The organism is Coleofasciculus sp. F4-SAH-05 (assembly GCF_040222985.1).
Lineage (GTDB): Bacteria > Cyanobacteriota > Cyanobacteriia > Cyanobacteriales > Coleofasciculaceae > Coleofasciculus > Coleofasciculus chthonoplastes.
The window spans coordinates 1-15,022 of record NZ_JAVKBY010000056.1 but is presented as its reverse complement, the minus strand read 5'-3'; the positions used below and the strand labels follow the sequence as shown (position 1 = coordinate 15,022).

The 15,022-nt window shown below is 46.1% G+C and carries 13 protein-coding genes; 5 read left to right on the top strand and 8 right to left on the bottom strand.

Going from position 1 to position 15,022, the window contains the following annotated elements:
* Nucleotides 1–116 precede the first annotated feature (116 nt).
* The gene (locus RIG27_RS06285; RefSeq protein WP_446343442.1) at nucleotides 117–668 is read left to right on the top strand and encodes a helix-turn-helix transcriptional regulator; all 552 of its coding nucleotides are present in this window, start codon (nucleotides 117–119) and stop codon (nucleotides 666–668) included.
* A 294-nt stretch (nucleotides 669–962) separates the two neighbouring features.
* On the opposite strand, the gene sppA is transcribed toward RIG27_RS06285, so the two are convergent.
* The 6 genes from sppA to RIG27_RS06255 all read right to left on the bottom strand — a co-directional run bounded on the left by sppA (nucleotide 963) and on the right by RIG27_RS06255 (nucleotide 7,060).
* The gene (sppA, locus tag RIG27_RS06280) at nucleotides 963–2,777 is read right to left on the bottom strand and encodes a signal peptide peptidase SppA (RefSeq protein ID WP_446343440.1); all 1,815 of its coding nucleotides are present in this window, start codon (nucleotides 2,775–2,777) and stop codon (nucleotides 963–965) included.
* Nucleotides 2,778–3,201: 424 nt separating this feature from the next.
* Nucleotides 3,202–4,230: a type 2 isopentenyl-diphosphate Delta-isomerase gene (gene fni, locus RIG27_RS06275; protein WP_446343438.1), complete on the bottom strand. Its 1,029-nt coding sequence runs from the start codon at nucleotides 4,228–4,230 to the stop codon at nucleotides 3,202–3,204.
* Nucleotides 4,231–4,294: 64 nt separating this feature from the next.
* Nucleotides 4,295–4,834 carry a bifunctional pyr operon transcriptional regulator/uracil phosphoribosyltransferase PyrR gene (pyrR, locus tag RIG27_RS06270; protein WP_446343436.1) on the bottom strand — a complete coding sequence of 180 codons (540 nt, stop codon included), beginning with the start codon at nucleotides 4,832–4,834 and terminating at the stop codon, nucleotides 4,295–4,297.
* A gap of 359 nt (nucleotides 4,835–5,193) precedes the next feature.
* Complete coding sequence (cbiB, locus tag RIG27_RS06265) at nucleotides 5,194–6,204, bottom strand: adenosylcobinamide-phosphate synthase CbiB (protein WP_446343434.1); 1,011 nt, start codon at nucleotides 6,202–6,204, stop codon at nucleotides 5,194–5,196.
* Complete coding sequence (locus RIG27_RS06260; RefSeq protein ID WP_446343480.1) at nucleotides 6,197–6,589, bottom strand: GFA family protein; 393 nt, start codon at nucleotides 6,587–6,589, stop codon at nucleotides 6,197–6,199. The genes cbiB and RIG27_RS06260 overlap by 8 nt, the downstream gene beginning before the upstream one ends.
* A 27-nt stretch (nucleotides 6,590–6,616) precedes the next feature.
* A complete protein-coding gene (locus RIG27_RS06255; protein ID WP_446343432.1) occupies nucleotides 6,617–7,060 on the bottom strand; it encodes an Rrf2 family transcriptional regulator in 444 nt (147 codons plus the stop codon).
* Nucleotides 7,061–7,518: 458 nt separating this feature from the next.
* Here RIG27_RS06255 and RIG27_RS06250 point away from each other — a divergent pair, with 458 nt between their 5' ends.
* Complete coding sequence (locus tag RIG27_RS06250; RefSeq protein ID WP_446343430.1) at nucleotides 7,519–7,923, top strand: AbrB family transcriptional regulator; 405 nt, start codon at nucleotides 7,519–7,521, stop codon at nucleotides 7,921–7,923.
* A 227-nt stretch (nucleotides 7,924–8,150) separates the two neighbouring features.
* On the opposite strand, the gene RIG27_RS06245 is transcribed toward RIG27_RS06250, so the two are convergent.
* Entirely contained in the window at nucleotides 8,151–9,482 is a 1,332-nt protein-coding gene (locus RIG27_RS06245; protein ID WP_446343428.1) for an ArnT family glycosyltransferase, read from the bottom strand.
* A gap of 561 nt (nucleotides 9,483–10,043) precedes the next feature.
* Here RIG27_RS06245 and RIG27_RS06240 point away from each other — a divergent pair.
* Nucleotides 10,044–12,005, top strand: coding sequence for a cation:proton antiporter (locus RIG27_RS06240; RefSeq protein WP_446343426.1), 1,962 nt, complete (start codon nucleotides 10,044–10,046; stop codon nucleotides 12,003–12,005).
* 66 nt (nucleotides 12,006–12,071) lie between these two features.
* Here the strand turns inward: RIG27_RS06240 and RIG27_RS06235 are convergent, their stop codons facing one another.
* Complete coding sequence (locus RIG27_RS06235) at nucleotides 12,072–12,776, bottom strand: esterase/lipase family protein (protein ID WP_446343424.1); 705 nt, start codon at nucleotides 12,774–12,776, stop codon at nucleotides 12,072–12,074.
* A gap of 47 nt (nucleotides 12,777–12,823) precedes the next feature.
* On the opposite strand from RIG27_RS06235, the gene RIG27_RS06230 reads away from it, so the two are divergent.
* Nucleotides 12,824–13,558, top strand: a complete 735-nt coding sequence (locus tag RIG27_RS06230; protein WP_446343422.1) for a precorrin-2 C(20)-methyltransferase — start codon at nucleotides 12,824–12,826, stop codon at nucleotides 13,556–13,558.
* Between the two features lie 164 nt (nucleotides 13,559–13,722).
* A partial coding sequence (locus tag RIG27_RS06225; protein ID WP_446343420.1) for a TonB family protein occupies nucleotides 13,723–15,022 on the top strand: 1,300 nt, incomplete at its 3' end.

The window sequence follows — 15,022 nt, the reverse complement described above, 5'->3', positions numbered from 1 at the left end:
TCCAACCCAAGAAATTAGGCGTTTTTACTTATCATAAACTACTTATGCTTAGTAATTAACTGATAAACGTCAGTAATTACGCTAGAATCACATCAGGAATTTAGAGTGCTTCAACTATGACATCCACCGATGAGCAGTTTACCCAGGCGTCAAACCACTGGGACTTGGACACACTGTATACAGACCTCGCTTCGGCTAAATGCAAACGTCTGACACCCGTTGAGAAGCTACATTTGCGGGGTTTGCTTTGCGGTTATAGTCCGACGGAAATAGCCGAAAAGCTGGGTAAGAATGTTAAGGGAGTGGAAACCGATCTTTGTGCCACTTTGTATCGATATGTTAAAAGTTTGGTAAACAAATGTAATGAAAAAATAGAAAATTGGAGAAATATTACAGAATGGCTTGAGGAGGCAGGCTATAAAGCTCAACCACCTGCTGATATAGCCGTCAGTGATTTGTTGCCGGAAAAGAGCGTAGTTAATATCAGTAATATTAGTGGTAATGGTGCGTTACGCTACGCTAACGCACCCTACAGATTTTCTGGACATAATGTTCTTTTTCCCGCCTTTAATTGCATGAGGTTTCTCACCACAGGTGATGGATTCCGTCGTTGTTCTTGCCTCCTTTTTTGTCCCCACTCTAACCAATGGGTGAGAATATTGAAATAGTCTTCAAGTTGCATCGTTGGCTCTTTTTATTCAAACTTAAAACTAAGATGTAGCAGGCTACGTCTCTACAATCAAAACTCTTTTATGATTTATCCAACTTAAAGACTTAGGGCTGGTTTAACGACTCCTTTGATAATCTAGTCCGCGCAGGCGGACTTGGTTTGTGTAGTAGCGATTTTAATCGCCTACTTTCCTTATACAAAATCGGGGTTAACGACTCCTTTTATAATCCAGTCCGCGCAGGCGGACTTGGTTTGTGTAGCAGCGATTTTAATCGCCTACTTTTCTCTTTTCTCAATCGAACCGCCAATTAAACGGTAGACGCGCATAAATCCCTTTTGGATCATTCAGCGCCTGTAACATAGCTAAATCCTCTTTCAATTTCATAAACTCTGCCATTAATGGATCAGTCTGTTGCGTTTTATTACTATCATTTCCTACAAATTCTTGAATCAGCCGTTCTTCTAAGCTTTGGAAACGAGGATATTCTTCTAATTTCCAATCTTTACCTAAATTTGCCTCTTTAACCGCATATTCAATTGCATCATCGAGTCCACCAATTTCATCGACTAATCCCAACTGTTTCGCATCAATACCTGACCACACTCGCCCTTGAGCAATTTGAGCAACTTTATCTTTGGGTAACTTACGGGACTCAGCCACTTTGTCCAAGAATTTAGAGTAAACTTGATTCACTATGTTTTGAATCAGGGCTAACTCTTGGGGGGTTTTGGGACGAGAAACGGTTTGGGTATCTGCGAAACGTCCCGTTTTGACGACATCCCACGTAATCCCATTCTCGTTGGCGATTTGCTGGACATTCATCAGTAATCCAAACACACCAATCGAACCGGTTACTGTATTGGGTTCGGCAAAAATCCGGTTACCATAGGTGGAAATCCAATATCCCCCCGATGCAGCAATATCTCCCATGGAAATAATGACAGGTTTGGAGTCGCGGGTGAGTTTAACTTCCCGTTGAATAATCTCGGACGCCGTAGCACTACCTCCCGGACTATTCACTCGTAAGACGACAGCTTTTACTGAATCATCAAGGCGCAATTTCCGCATTTGTGCGGCAAAGGATTCCCCTCCCACCTCTTGGACACTTCCTTCACCATCAACAATTTCACCACTGGCATAAAGGACGGCAATTTTATTTTTAGAAGCCTGTTGATGTCTAGGTTTATCGGCAATGTCGGCATAGGTAGATATCCGAATCTGACGAAAGGATTTCTCGGTTTCACGTTCACCCGTGAGTTCCTGAAGTTGAGCGATGACTTCATCGTAATACCCCACTTTATCGACTAAGCGGCGTCCGATCGCATCCGAGGCTAAGACAATACCTTGATTATCCGCGATCGCTTGTAACTCTTGGGGCGTTACTTGACGACTTTTCCCCACCGTTGTCCGAAATTCTGACCACAAATCCTCTAGTAACGCTTGCATCTGCTGTCGGTTTTCTGGACTCAATTCGGTCAGAACAAAGGGTTCTACGGCTGACTTATATTTACCCACCCGAATTACCTGAATCCCAATGCCAAATTTTTCTAAAGCCCCCGTGAAAAACATGGGTTGAGAACTAAAACCATTCATTTCCAGGCTGCCCATGGGATTGAGGATCATTGTATCTGCGATTGAACTCAGATAATATTCTCCTTCTCCTGAATCCACATCATAAGCAATAATTTTTTTGCCGCTTTCTTTGAACCGTTCTAATGCTTCTCGGACTTCTTTTAGCGTGGCAAACCCAGTCCCACTACTGGTGCTTGTCTGTGATCCATCCAGGTAAAGTGCCACAATTCGTGAATCCTCAGCCGCTGCGTTTAAGCTATCGACAACTGTGCGTAATGTAATCGTGTCGGTTTCTTCTCCAGATAGTGCTTCTTCAATCGCTCGACTGGTGCTGGATGTTGGATCGGTATCCCGAACCGTTAAGGATAAATCAAAAACCAGTACTGATTTATCTTTGACTTGGGGTCCAGTATCTCTGGATGCGGCTGTGATAATTAAACTGATGAGTCCAACTGTACCGATGCCAAAAAATAAGGTAAAACCTAGTAGGCTACCCAACATACTGGCAAGGGTTTGGGTAATAAATTTACGCATTTTTGGGGTTATCCGTTATTCTTTATCTGTTGTTTATGTTTAGTTGTTGTCTGAAGCGTTTCCAATGGATTTATGATAAGAGTTTAACAGAGAGTCAAGTTTCCTAGTTCGTAGATTGAGTTGATTAATGGGTTGCTCCGTTATAGGCTTTCCTGTATGGACTTGTTTTAACCAGCGCTGAGTGTCAGACTAAGAAACTATAGCTATCCTGACGGACAACTGCCTCTATCCTAACTTGAATGGTACTGAATTAAGGCTGGTGGGTTTCGACTTCGCTCAACCCACCCTACGGTACATCAAGGGTTACGGTGATCCAAAAAGGCTTAAATTAGCAACATTCATCCTAACTTGAATGTCGCTGAATTTAGAGTTTGTAGTAAGCGCTGTCATCGCTGATGGCACGCTTCGTGCCTACTACAAGCATTCATCCTAACTTCTTTAAGGCGTCAGATTGCCTGATTTGAGACAGATTGGCATTTCCTGTACAGAAAAGTACAGTAGTTATTTCCGCGATTAATAATTCGACGAGTTCATCCACCGCCTCTGTAGACTCGGATGCGGCTTGGAGAAAGGGAAATGCTAATCCAGCTAAATCTGCACCCAGCGCGATCGCTTTGGCAACCTCTAACCCATTGCGTAATCCACCGGAAGCGATTAGGGGAACATCAGGGGCAATGTCTCGAATACTGGTGATACAATCTGCTGTGGGTAATCCCCAGTCGGCAAAGGTTTGTCCTAAACGACGTTGCTTGAGATTTAAGGCTCGTTCACTTTCAACTTTTGCCCAAGATGTTCCCCCTGCACCTGCGACATCAATGGCGCTAACACCAGCGTCGAGGAGTTTCTGTGTCATGGGGGCTGAGATGCCATTGCCGACTTCTTTGGCAATCACAGGTACAGGCAACTTGCAGCACAATTTGTGTATTTTGTCAAGTAAGCCGCGAAAGTTTGTATCTCCGTTCGTCTGAATACATTCCTGTAAAGGATTGAGATGCAAGATTAAGGCATCGGCGGCTAAAAGTTCCACCACGCGCAAGCATTCATCCAAGCCGTAACTGTAATTAAGTTGAACTGCACCCAAATTCGCCAATAACAGGATATCCGGTGCTAGCGATCGCACGGCAAAGGTATCCGCCACTTGGGGATTCTCCACGGCGACTCGCTGGGAACCCACACCCATAGCTAATTGATACGTTTGGGCAATTTCAGCCAGACGAAAATTAATCGTTTGCGCCTGTTGGGTTCCCCCAGTCATGGAGGATATTAGCAAGGGTGCGCCTAAGGTTTTACCCAGAAACTCGGTAGAGAGATCAATTTCATGGCGGTCAATTTCCGGTAAACAACAGTGGGTAAAGCGATAGCGTTCTAATCCATTGGTGATTTGATTAAACTGCACATCTTCATTGAGACAAATTCTGATGTGATCGGCTTTGCGCGTTTGGGTTTCTGTCATCGTGCTGGAAAATGAGAATAGGGTAGGAGAGCAGAGTTGGCAGTAGGTTTCAGCAAACGATACACTAGAAGACTTTGATTAACTCCACAGCATCTCGTCCATCAAAATCTTGCAGGTAAACTTTAACTTGTTCATCTCTAGAGGTGGGTAGCTGTTTGCCTGTAAAGTCGGGACATATCGGTAACTCCCGATGTCCGCGATCGACCAGAACTAATAACTGAATCACTTCAGGTCTACCGTATTCATTCACCGCATTTAGGGCGGCGCGAATCGTGCGCCCACTATAGATAACATCATCAACCAATACCACAATTTTGCCAGAAAGATCGCAGGAAATCTCGGTTTTCGCTGGGGTACGGACGCCAATCTGATCCAAATCATCGCGGTAGAAGGTAATATCGATCGCGCCTACCGCTACTGATTTCTGTTCTAACATTTCAATTTGCCGCCCTAGCAGCTTGGCGAGGGGAACCCCGCGAGTATAAATGCCTAAAAGAACAAGTTTAGACACATCTCCGGCGCGTTCAATCACCTCAGATGCCAAACGAGTGACAGTGCGGCGCAGTTCTTCAGGGGAGAGAATTTCAATAGTTTGAGTTGGCATTCTCGTTGCTGGTTTGATAGCGGATGGGATAGGACTAGGGGAGAGAATTAGGGATATTCTCTAGAGGGAGTGGCTGACTGTTCACGGCATATAGTTTGGAGTAGGGGCGGGTTTAGGGACTAATATAAATTGTTGTTCCGAGTTGGGTGGCAAAACCCGCCCTTTGTTTAAGTTTGGGGTTTTGTCTTTCCGAGTTGGGTGGCAAAACCCGCCCTTTGTTTAAGTTTGGGGTTTTGTCTTTCCGAGTTGGGTGGCAAAACCCGCCCTTTGTTTAAGTTTGGGGTTTTGTCTTTCCGAGTTAGGTGGCAAAACCCGCCCTTTGTTTAAGTTTGAGGTTTGAGGTATGACCCTTCGCTTCGCTAGTGGAGAATCTGGTTTTGATGCCATATATATAAGGATGGGAATAAATGAGAAATCTCAAGTATTGCGATCGCGATGACCAGCCAAATCAAACAGCAGTATCGGGTCAACTGTAACCCTTGGTCAATTTTGGTCGGTGTAATTGGCTCAACCGGATCACCTAAAAGGGGTTTATATTTGGCAACTCCCTGATACCAGTTGGTTCCCCCCAGTTGTACGCCCAGAATAGCAGCATAAGCGCATTCACTCCAACCGGAATTGGGACTAGGATCGCTGGTTGCATCTCGGCAACATAAACTCCACACTTTTTGGGGTTTTCCTGACAAAAGCGCTAAGGTTATTACCGTGAGCCGACAGGGTAGCCAGGTTAAGTAATCCTCAAGTTTAGCACTGAACCACCCTAAATCTGTATAAGGTTCGCGTCGATAACCAATCATTGAATCGAGAGTGCTAGCCGCTTTATAGGCTAAAGCCAAGGGAGCGCTACCCACTATCGGAAAAAACGCGCCAATAATAGCATAGAATAAGGGGGCTGTAACACCATCCGTGGCATTTTCGGCGATGGTCTCTAGAACCGCCCGAAACATTTCAGGTGCTGTCAATTTTTCTGTATCTCGACCCACATATTGACGCAAACGAGAACGCGCTGGCTCTAACTTTCCATCAGTTAGCGGTTGTACCACATCATCAGCCGCGTTTCGCAAACTGCGACCGGCAAAACAGCTTGCCAGCAGAATACTTTCAACCCCAATCCCTACCCAAGGATGAAACCAGTTTGCTGCCAACACGATGAACCATCCTGCCATTCCACTACCGATAATTAATCCTAACCCCAATCCAATTCCGGCGAGGCGGCGTTCCCATGGACGATAAAGAGTGTGAATTATCCATTGGCTAAAGTGAGAAATCAGCCAACCCATGACTTGGACGGGATGAAGCCAACCCCAAGGATCACCTATCCAGTAATCTAGACTGGCGGCAAGTAACAAAACAATGACACTTCTAGTCAATCTTGTTGCCTTTGAGCGTATCTATATTATCTTCCCAATTCGCACCATCAAACGGCACTCTGGCAAATCGAGACAGGATATCACCATCGAGACAACGCAGGTTAACATCAATCGACTGGGGATGAGAACGGGGGCGATAAAAGGGGTGAATCCCACAAATACGGCAGAATGTATGTTTAGCGGTATGGGTATTAAACGTATAAGTTGTTAAAACCTCAGCCCCACTCAATAGAGTAAACCGTTCCGGGGGTACAATTAGGTGGATAAAGCCTTTTTTGCGACAAATTGAACAATTGCAATCGATTGCCTCGTGCTGGTCAACTGTCACACGGAAACGGACAGAACCACAGTGACAGCCACCTTGATAGGTAATCAGTTGATTCATCATGGTCATTCCCGATCAAAGTCTCTATTAAATCACAAAACTGGCTTGTTCGCCTTGAGCCGCTTGCCAACTTCGAGCATCATAGTAAAGATCGGCAAGGGTTATGCTATATAGGGCATCTTTCAGTTTTTCATGAAGTCGATGCCACAAGGTTAAAGTTACCCAGTCTTCGGCTTTAGTGGCATCTGCCTGGTGGTGGTGTAACGGTTCGATTGTTTCACCAACGGCTTCTAAAATCTGACCCAGAGAAATTTTTGAAGGTTTGCGAGCTAATTGATAGCCACCTTGAGAACCCCGTACTGAATTCACTAAATTAGCACGACGCATTTCAATCAGTAGTTTCTCTAAATAGGGTGCGGGTAGATCTTGGCGCTGGGCAATCATTTTAACGGATGTTGGTCCATAACCGGGCTGTAGGCTGAGATCAAGGAGCGCTTTAACACTATAATGTCCGCGAGTTGTCAACTTCATAGGGATTGTAATCTCTCCTAGCTTGGAGTTGGTTTGAAGCTGGAGTCTAATTCAGCCAGTTTCCGGTTGGGTTGTACAGGGTTAAGAGTTGAACGGTTTTTTTTATTGACGTCCCCGGAAGGTTGTACTGTCAACTATAAACAGGTGGGTTTTTCCTGAAGCCTGATAACGCCTCCCATCAATCCTGAGTTTTGCACATCATTGGTTTTTGTTGCTGACTCGATCAACTGGAAACGCCCCATCTTATCGCTGCGTATCCATGGCTGACACGTTCTCCAGTCGGCGGTTGATTTGTTAAACAGATAAATTCAACAAATATAAGCAACCAAGTTGACAGTATCCATGTAATATAGTTCTATAGAGGATGATACATAACCAAGATTTTGTTATCTTGGTTATGTATCAGTATAGCGAAATCGCTACCTGAAACCTCACTGTTTAGGTTTAGATTCAAGTTGATGGCTAAAAAGAAAAAAATGGAGTCCAAGATGGAACCCTTAGAGGGTCAAGCACTGCTTGAGAAAGTTAGAGAGCTAGGTAACCTCAGCAAAGAAGCAAAAGCTAGAGCCTGTGGCTACTACACCGTAACTAAAAACGATGTAGAGCGCGTCAATATGATGAAATTCCTGAATGCGCTGATTGACGCTGAGGGTATTGAATTAGATAGCAAAGCCAATGGCAATGGACGTGGGGGTAGGAGCGCGAGCTATCGCATCTCTGTGCAATCTAACGGTAATCTGCTTATTGGTTCTGCTTATACGAAACAGATGGGTTTACAACCTGGGGATGAATTTGAAATCACCTTAGGTCGTAAGCACATTCATCTCAAGCAACTTGGCGCAGAAGAGGAAATTGATGAGTAAGACTCAGGCGATGGCTAAGGAAAAGCTAAAAGCCTAAAGAGGCTGATTGTTTACCAGCATTTCAATTGTCTTGAGTTACAGTATCAACAACGGATAAGTCCGCGTTCCAACCTGATGGTTGGGCGATAGGATTTTTATTAGAGTTGGCAAAAAAGACCCCCGTTAGAATCCAGAAGATTTAGCGGGGGATACATCCTGCTATTCATTGAAATGGCTAAGAGAAATGGCTAAGACACAATCCAATGGGGAGAGGTCATCAACAATAACAGAGACACATACATTCCCCAAAACAAAATGAAAATAAATTGTAGGTCGCGTCGAGCCACGAGGATAGCCGCGATCGCGAAGGTTAAGGCGAGGGAGCTAGAAACGACAGGTAAAAGGTTTCCAGAGGCTTCTAGTAGGAAATAAACAGTAGCGGCGATTGCCCCTAAAGACATGAGACTCAATCCCAAGATCCAGAGACGAGGATAAGACTGAGAGCGGGGCGAATTCCACACGGCGGCAAGTTGAGCGCCACCCGCTAGGGCTAAAGCGGGGTAGATTGGTAAACTATACGTTGATAAGGGAGACCCGATTAGACAAACGGCTCCCCCATAAACACCCGTCCAAACCAATACGAATTTTGCCCAACCCCAATTGCGATGAGTCCACGCCAACCCTAATCCATAAGACGCAAAGAGTAACCAAGGAACCGAGATTTTTAAGAACTCCAATAGGTAATCGTAATAGCCAGTAAGAGTCCTGGTAATCTTGACAGAATGCCCAAAGGGTTGTATAGATTCTTGGATCAGATTGGCAGTGAGAAATGCTTGACCCTCAATCCAGGGTAGAGTGTACCAAACCAATCCGGGGATGATACCTAATATCCAACCCAACCACCAATAGCCAGATCTGAGCAGTCTCGGCGTATCCCAGGCAATAAAAATCAAACCGATTGCAAGCATTAGCAATCCTAGTCCAATTCCCTGAGTCAGACAAATTAAAGCGAATCCAATACCGGCTGTCAATGACCAACGCAAATCACGACGCGATCGCAACAGGCATACCATCATTAGCATGACGAAGCATAACACCGCACTATCCGCGATCGCGAGACGTCCATACTGCACCACAGGTAATACAGTTAAATAAATGAAGCTCGAAAAAAGCGCATTTTGACGAGAGGGGAAAATTTCTCGACCGATTCCATAGAAAAGGGGAACAGACAGAGCGCTCAGAAGGGCAGTCGGGAAGCGTGTGATCCAGGTGCTATCATTCCCTGTCTTATAAGCCAAAGCAATTAGCCAATACAGTAACGGTGGATCTTCAACATACGATTTGTCCCCAAACGTTGGATAAAACCATTGCCAAGATGCCAAAGGCGTGGTAGTTAATTCACCAGCGACCTGATTGATCGTTTGTTCACCCCCATTTAACAGAGGTGGGCTATCCAGATTTAGGCAAAATAAGAGCAAAGCGGCTAAGAGTAAGCCGAACATCCACATCCGCTCAATCCAACGTTGAGTTTTGCGAATTCGACTCTCTGAGCGTCCCGAAATAAATGTTTGACGATTCATCTTTAAACGAACAAGTTAGAGTGCTGCTGGTCGCCAGTTGTTCACCTTGCTGCCATCCAACAGGTTGCCATTGCCTTCACCGTGACTCAACCCGTGGCGCGACCTAATCAAACGGTGACTTTTCAATTATGACTTTTCAGTTAAAAATAAAAAACTCTGACTACCCCGCTCAGCGTAACTTTAGGAATAACTATCGTCGTGATCAAGTCAGCTCAACCTGCTTCAGAGCGACAAGTCCACCAAAAACTGACTTGCTTCTATAGCGCTACGCGAAGCGTGAATAGGGAATAGGCAATAGTGAAGATAAAAGCTTACCTGACAAGGGATTGAGCGATTTGAATTTTTCTTGATATCTCCTAACTAGAGTGCGTAGTGCTATAGATAGACGTAGCCGCGTTAGGATCAATGTTAGCGTCACACCCGACGGGTTAACCGAATCACTCCTGCCGCTTATTCACAGTAATATAGTTAGGCTTTATCAACTCAACTTGATCATTTTGTTAAATAGAGCCAATCATCAGGCATCTAGAACTCAGTCGATCACCTGCGACAAGCATACCTATGGAAGGATCTTTTGAATTAACCCTACAAATGGTCATCGCTGTCTGTGCTGGAATCAGCGCTCAGGTGATTGCCGAGTACCTAAAAGTCCCCAGCATCGTCTTCCTGCTAATCTTCGGCGTGTCCCTCGGCTCCGATGGCTTAGGATTATTACATCCCCAAGAACTGGGAGTAGGTTTGGAAGTCATTGTTGCCTTATCCGTCGCCGTAATTCTGTTTGAGGGAGGACTTAACCTCAACCTGCGCGACTTAGGCAAAGTATCCGGTTCTCTGAGAAACCTTGTCACCCTGGGAACGCTGATTACCCTGCTAGGCGGTGGGATGGCAGCCCATTGGTTAGGAGAATTTCCCTGGTCGATTGCCTTTCTCTATGCGGCTCTCGTGGTTGTGACCGGTCCGACGGTCATTGGTCCACTGCTCAAACAAGTGAAAGTAGACCGACGAGTTTCTGCCCTTTTAGAAGGAGAAGGGGTGTTAATTGACCCAGTGGGGGCGATTCTATCCGTTGTTGTCCTCGATACCATTCTCAACAGCGAGGCGGGAGCCTCTGCTGCCATTGTCGGTCTAGGGTTACGCCTCGGTATTGGTGGTGTCATTGGTGGTATCGGTGGCTGGCTGCTGGGTTTATTTCTCAAACGAGCCGATTTTCTTTCAGAAGACTTGAAAAACCTGGTGGTGCTAGCCGGGATGTGGGGCTTATTTGGCTTGGCACAAACAATTCGCTCGGAATCCGGATTAATGGCAACCGTAGTCGCCGGAATCGTTGTCGGTGCCTCTTCTTTACCCGAAGAACGACTGTTGCGACGGTTTAAAGGACAATTAACGGTGCTTGGGGTTTCCGTACTCTTCGTTCTCCTCTCCGCCGATTTGTCCATTGACAGTGTTTTCGCCTTAGGGTGGGGCAGTATCTTCACCGTTTTGGCATTAATGACAGTGGTGCGCCCGGTGAGTGTTAGCTTATGTACCTGGAATAGCGGCTTAAATTGGCGACAAAAAATCTTTTTATCCTGGATTGCGCCCAAAGGGATTGTCAGTGCTTCCGTCGCCTCCTTATTTGCGATTCTTCTCACCGAACGCGGGATTAATGGGGGAGATTCGATTAAAGCCCTGGTCTTCCTAACGATTATGCTGACGGTATTTTTACAAGGGTTAACGGCGCGTTGGGTTGCCCAATGGCTACAACTGAATCCCCAGGAAAAAGCAACAGGTGCAGTCATTGTGGGCTGTAATCCTTTGAGTCGTCTGATTGCCCGTTTGTTTCAAGAACAGGGAGAAGAGGTTGTCCTCATCGACACTGATCCCGAAGCCTGCGAAAAAGCCGAGGAGGAAAATCTGCGGGTGTTCCAAAGCAGTGGTTTAGATGTTGAGGTTTTAGAAGAAGCTGGGATTGAATCGGTGGGTACATTTCTGGCAATGACCAATAATGGGGAAGTGAACCTAGTCTTAGCGCAACGCGCCGTGGAAGAGTTTGCTCCGCCGCGAGTGGTTGCTGTATTTCCCCGTGATCCCCAAGCCAATACGACGAATAATAAAACGAAAGTCAATCAAGCCTTTGTTTCTCAACTGCCGATTAAGACGTGGAATAAGTATATTGTTGAGGGGCAAGTCAAGTTAGGTACAACCACGCTAAAAGAGTTGGGATTGGCATTTCAGCGAGCGCATTTACAAGCGTTGATTCGGGCGGGGGAACTGGTTCCCTTATTAATCGAACGCCAAGGGAATTTACAAGTAGCTAGCGCGAATGAAACTTGGCAGGCTGAGGATCAAATTATTTATCTGCTACATGATCCTAGACCTAAACTCTTGAAACGCTTATCTGGTGGCAGTTCGTCCTCCCGGCTGGCGGTAGAAAAGTTGCCAGAGGTTGAGGAGATTCCGATTTCCGAGCCTGTGGAAGAGAAAGCGGTTAAAGAAATTGCGAATAAACCGAAGGTGGAAAAAGAGGCGAAGGTTGAAGGGTAAAGATCGTCATTTGTCATTCGTCATTCGTCATTCGTCATTTGTCCTTTGTAAGGGTTTGAGGACTATTTACCCTAAATAGGAAATCCACGATTTCATGGGTTCCGGCGAACCATACCAAAGTCCTTGTCTTCGTGGTGAATGCAGTACCCCTTCTAAGGTGAGATTCACCGCCCCCTCTAAATGAGCCGCTTCAATCGGAGTAATCCCGTCTCCCCAACAATTGCCGATTCCACAGGTTTGCTGATAACTGTTATAGGCTAACCACTGACCTAAGCGTCGTTGACCATAGATCGCTTTACCCGCGACACAGATATATTTAACTTGGGGATAAAATGCCCCCGGATAGTTCATTGCCACGAAATCTAAGTTACGTTTTGTCCAGCGCTCTTGGCTCGTATGAGGTGTCCCTAATGTTACCAGTGTGGCAATGGTTGGATGAGCATTCCATAATCTGGAAACTGAGGATGTCAAATCACCATGAATATCGTAGGGTTTTTCACCCAGGTAGATTCGGGCAATCCAGCCTCCGGCAGAATGACCAATTAGATTAACCTGAGTGGCGTTATAATCTGTCATCACCTGTTTCACGGTTTGGTCGAGTTGTCGTAAAATGGGCGAGACTGAGCGACCGCCGATGGTGGGAATCCAATCGCCTTGTCGTAGCGGTACAGTAACGGTAGGAAACCCCAATTGATTTAACGCGGTTTCTAATCCTCGATATTCAGTTGCCCCGGCAAAAAAACCCGGTAAAATAACGGTCGGTAGTAGCATTTGGGATGGGAAATTTTTGAGTCATTAATTAAACGTAACAAATAATCATGGGGCAAGTTGGCACGCTTTACGGTCTGAGTGTGGGTTCAGGCGATCGCGAATTAATTACGCTTAAAGCCCTACGTATCCTCAAACAAGCACCCGTAGTGGCGTTTCCGGCGGGAGTAAGGGGAAAATTGGGTATGGCACAGCAGATTGTCGGGCAATGGTTAGATGCTCAACAGGTTCAATTGCCTTTAACATTTCCTTACGTGCAAGACCAAGACATTCTTACCCAAGCGTGGAATGAAGCCGCCGAACAGGTTTGGCATTATCTAAAGGTAGGGCAAGATGTGGCGTTTGTTTGTGAAGGGGATATCAGTTTTTACAGCACATTCACGTATTTGGCGCAAACCTTACAACAGCAGCAATCCAGCGCCGTAGTACAAATGATTCCTGGCGTCTGTTCACCCATGGCAGCCGCCTCAGTGCTAGGATTACCGCTAACGGTGCAGCGCGATCGCTTGGTGGTGCTGCCAGCTCTCTATAATGTAAAGGAACTGGAAACAATTTTAGACTGGGCGGATGTCATAGTCCTGATGAAAGTAAGTTCGGTGTATGAACAGGTTTGGCAGGTGTTGCATCACCGTCAATTATTGGACACCGCCTGGGTAGTCGAACGCGCTACCCTACCGGATCAAGTGATTTATCACGATTTACGCGATCGCCCGACCCTAAAATTACCCTACTTTTCCATCATGGTTGTCAATGTTACTCAATCCCTGAGTTCAATTAGACTCTAGATTATTTTTATTAAAACGAATAGAATTCCCGACAACCCCGCAACGGAGAGAATGATAACGGCTATAGCGCTTCGCGCTGGTATATTTACAAATTCAGAAATGGATGCTTGATCAGGTGAGCTTTAGAACATTTGTACTGTAACTACGCGAGAGCGAACTGCTATATGTCTAATCTCTTATTTAAAACGGTTTCCGAGAAACTCAATCAGCCAACCGGAATCGCGGTTATGGCATCGGTGGGTATTCATGTCATCTTGGGGCTCACCTTACCCTTTTATGTCCCCGTTTTTTCCAATGAAGCGCCACCGACGCGGCGAACTGTACAAATGTTGGAATTAAGCGAAGCCGATTTGAGTCGCCTACCCGATTTATCGGTGCCAACGATTCCCCCGTATATTTATCAGCAGACACCATTACAATCGCCATTCCCACCGCTTCCCTCTCTCCCCTCTCCCCTTCCCCAAGAGTCTTTACCCCTCGACGGCACCATCTCGGTGGCTCCTCCTTCACAATCGTTAAAAATTCCGTCATCGTCTTCGACTCGGAAACGAACCCGAACCCGAATCTCCCTGAATCAACCGAGTACTCCATTTCCATCCATGAGGAGAAATCTAGGAAGCCCAGTTTTTCCTAGCCAACTTCCGCCACCGCCTCCCCGAGGAATAAGGAATCCTGAATTATCATCCTTATTAGGAGGATTAGAGTCTCAGACTAGTATTGATGATCGTCTGTTAGCGCCGTTGCGCGATCGCAACTCAGCCTTGTTGACGACTCCCCACTCTAAACCACCGGAAGATCCCAAAGACAAAAAGCTAGTTGCTCTCAATCCAGATACCGCTCCCTCCGCTAATGAAGATGAGCCAACGCCAAATCCGGAAGAATCCGCATCAGAATCCGATCATCCCATCGCTGATAAACCGAAGCCTAACCAAGCCGAAAATAGCACTGGCGCTCAAGCCGATAAAGTAGAACCTCCGCCTGTACTCCAAAGAACATTGGTTGCTTCCTATCCCCAAGCCGCTTGCCAGAAGCAGCTTAACGGCACAGCCATGTATAGTGTCGTTGTCGGCGCTGATGGCAAACCGACGAATTTACAAATGATTCGACAGGCAGGTGATCCCATTCTCGATCAAAAAGCACAGGAGCAAATTAACGCTCAGCGTTTTCTAAATCGCACGGAACAGCCGCAGGAATACCGGGTATCTGTCCAGTTTTCCGGTCAAGAAAAAGTTTGCCCGAAGCCAACACCTCCAGAAGCCTCGAATCAGAATCCGGAGCGTTCTAATTCGCCAACACCCCAACCGACAACGAATCCGGAGGCGTCATCTGAATCGACTTCTAATAATTCTGCCTCGGACAATCAGCCAACCTCGGAGCGCAACCCAGAAGAATCGACTTCTAATAATTCTGCCTCGGACAATCAGCCAACCTCGGAGCGCAACCCAGAAGAATCGACTTCTAATA

Coding starts and splice junctions, on each gene's coding strand:
- RIG27_RS06245 (WP_446343428.1), bottom strand. CDS start 9,482: ATGAATCGTCAAACATTTATTTCGGGACGCTCAGAGAGTCGAATTCGC.
- fni (WP_446343438.1), bottom strand. CDS start 4,230: ATGACAGAAACCCAAACGCGCAAAGCCGATCACATCAGAATTTGTCTC.
- RIG27_RS06255 (WP_446343432.1), bottom strand. CDS start 7,060: ATGAAGTTGACAACTCGCGGACATTATAGTGTTAAAGCGCTCCTTGAT.
- RIG27_RS06230 (WP_446343422.1), top strand. CDS start 12,824: ATGGGGCAAGTTGGCACGCTTTACGGTCTGAGTGTGGGTTCAGGCGAT.
- RIG27_RS06240 (WP_446343426.1), top strand. CDS start 10,044: ATGGAAGGATCTTTTGAATTAACCCTACAAATGGTCATCGCTGTCTGT.
- RIG27_RS06235 (WP_446343424.1), bottom strand. CDS start 12,776: ATGCTACTACCGACCGTTATTTTACCGGGTTTTTTTGCCGGGGCAACT.
- RIG27_RS06250 (WP_446343430.1), top strand. CDS start 7,519: ATGGCTAAAAAGAAAAAAATGGAGTCCAAGATGGAACCCTTAGAGGGT.
- sppA (WP_446343440.1), bottom strand. CDS start 2,777: ATGCGTAAATTTATTACCCAAACCCTTGCCAGTATGTTGGGTAGCCTA.
- RIG27_RS06260 (WP_446343480.1), bottom strand. CDS start 6,589: ATGAATCAACTGATTACCTATCAAGGTGGCTGTCACTGTGGTTCTGTC.
- pyrR (WP_446343436.1), bottom strand. CDS start 4,834: ATGCCAACTCAAACTATTGAAATTCTCTCCCCTGAAGAACTGCGCCGC.
- RIG27_RS06285 (WP_446343442.1), top strand. CDS start 117: ATGACATCCACCGATGAGCAGTTTACCCAGGCGTCAAACCACTGGGAC.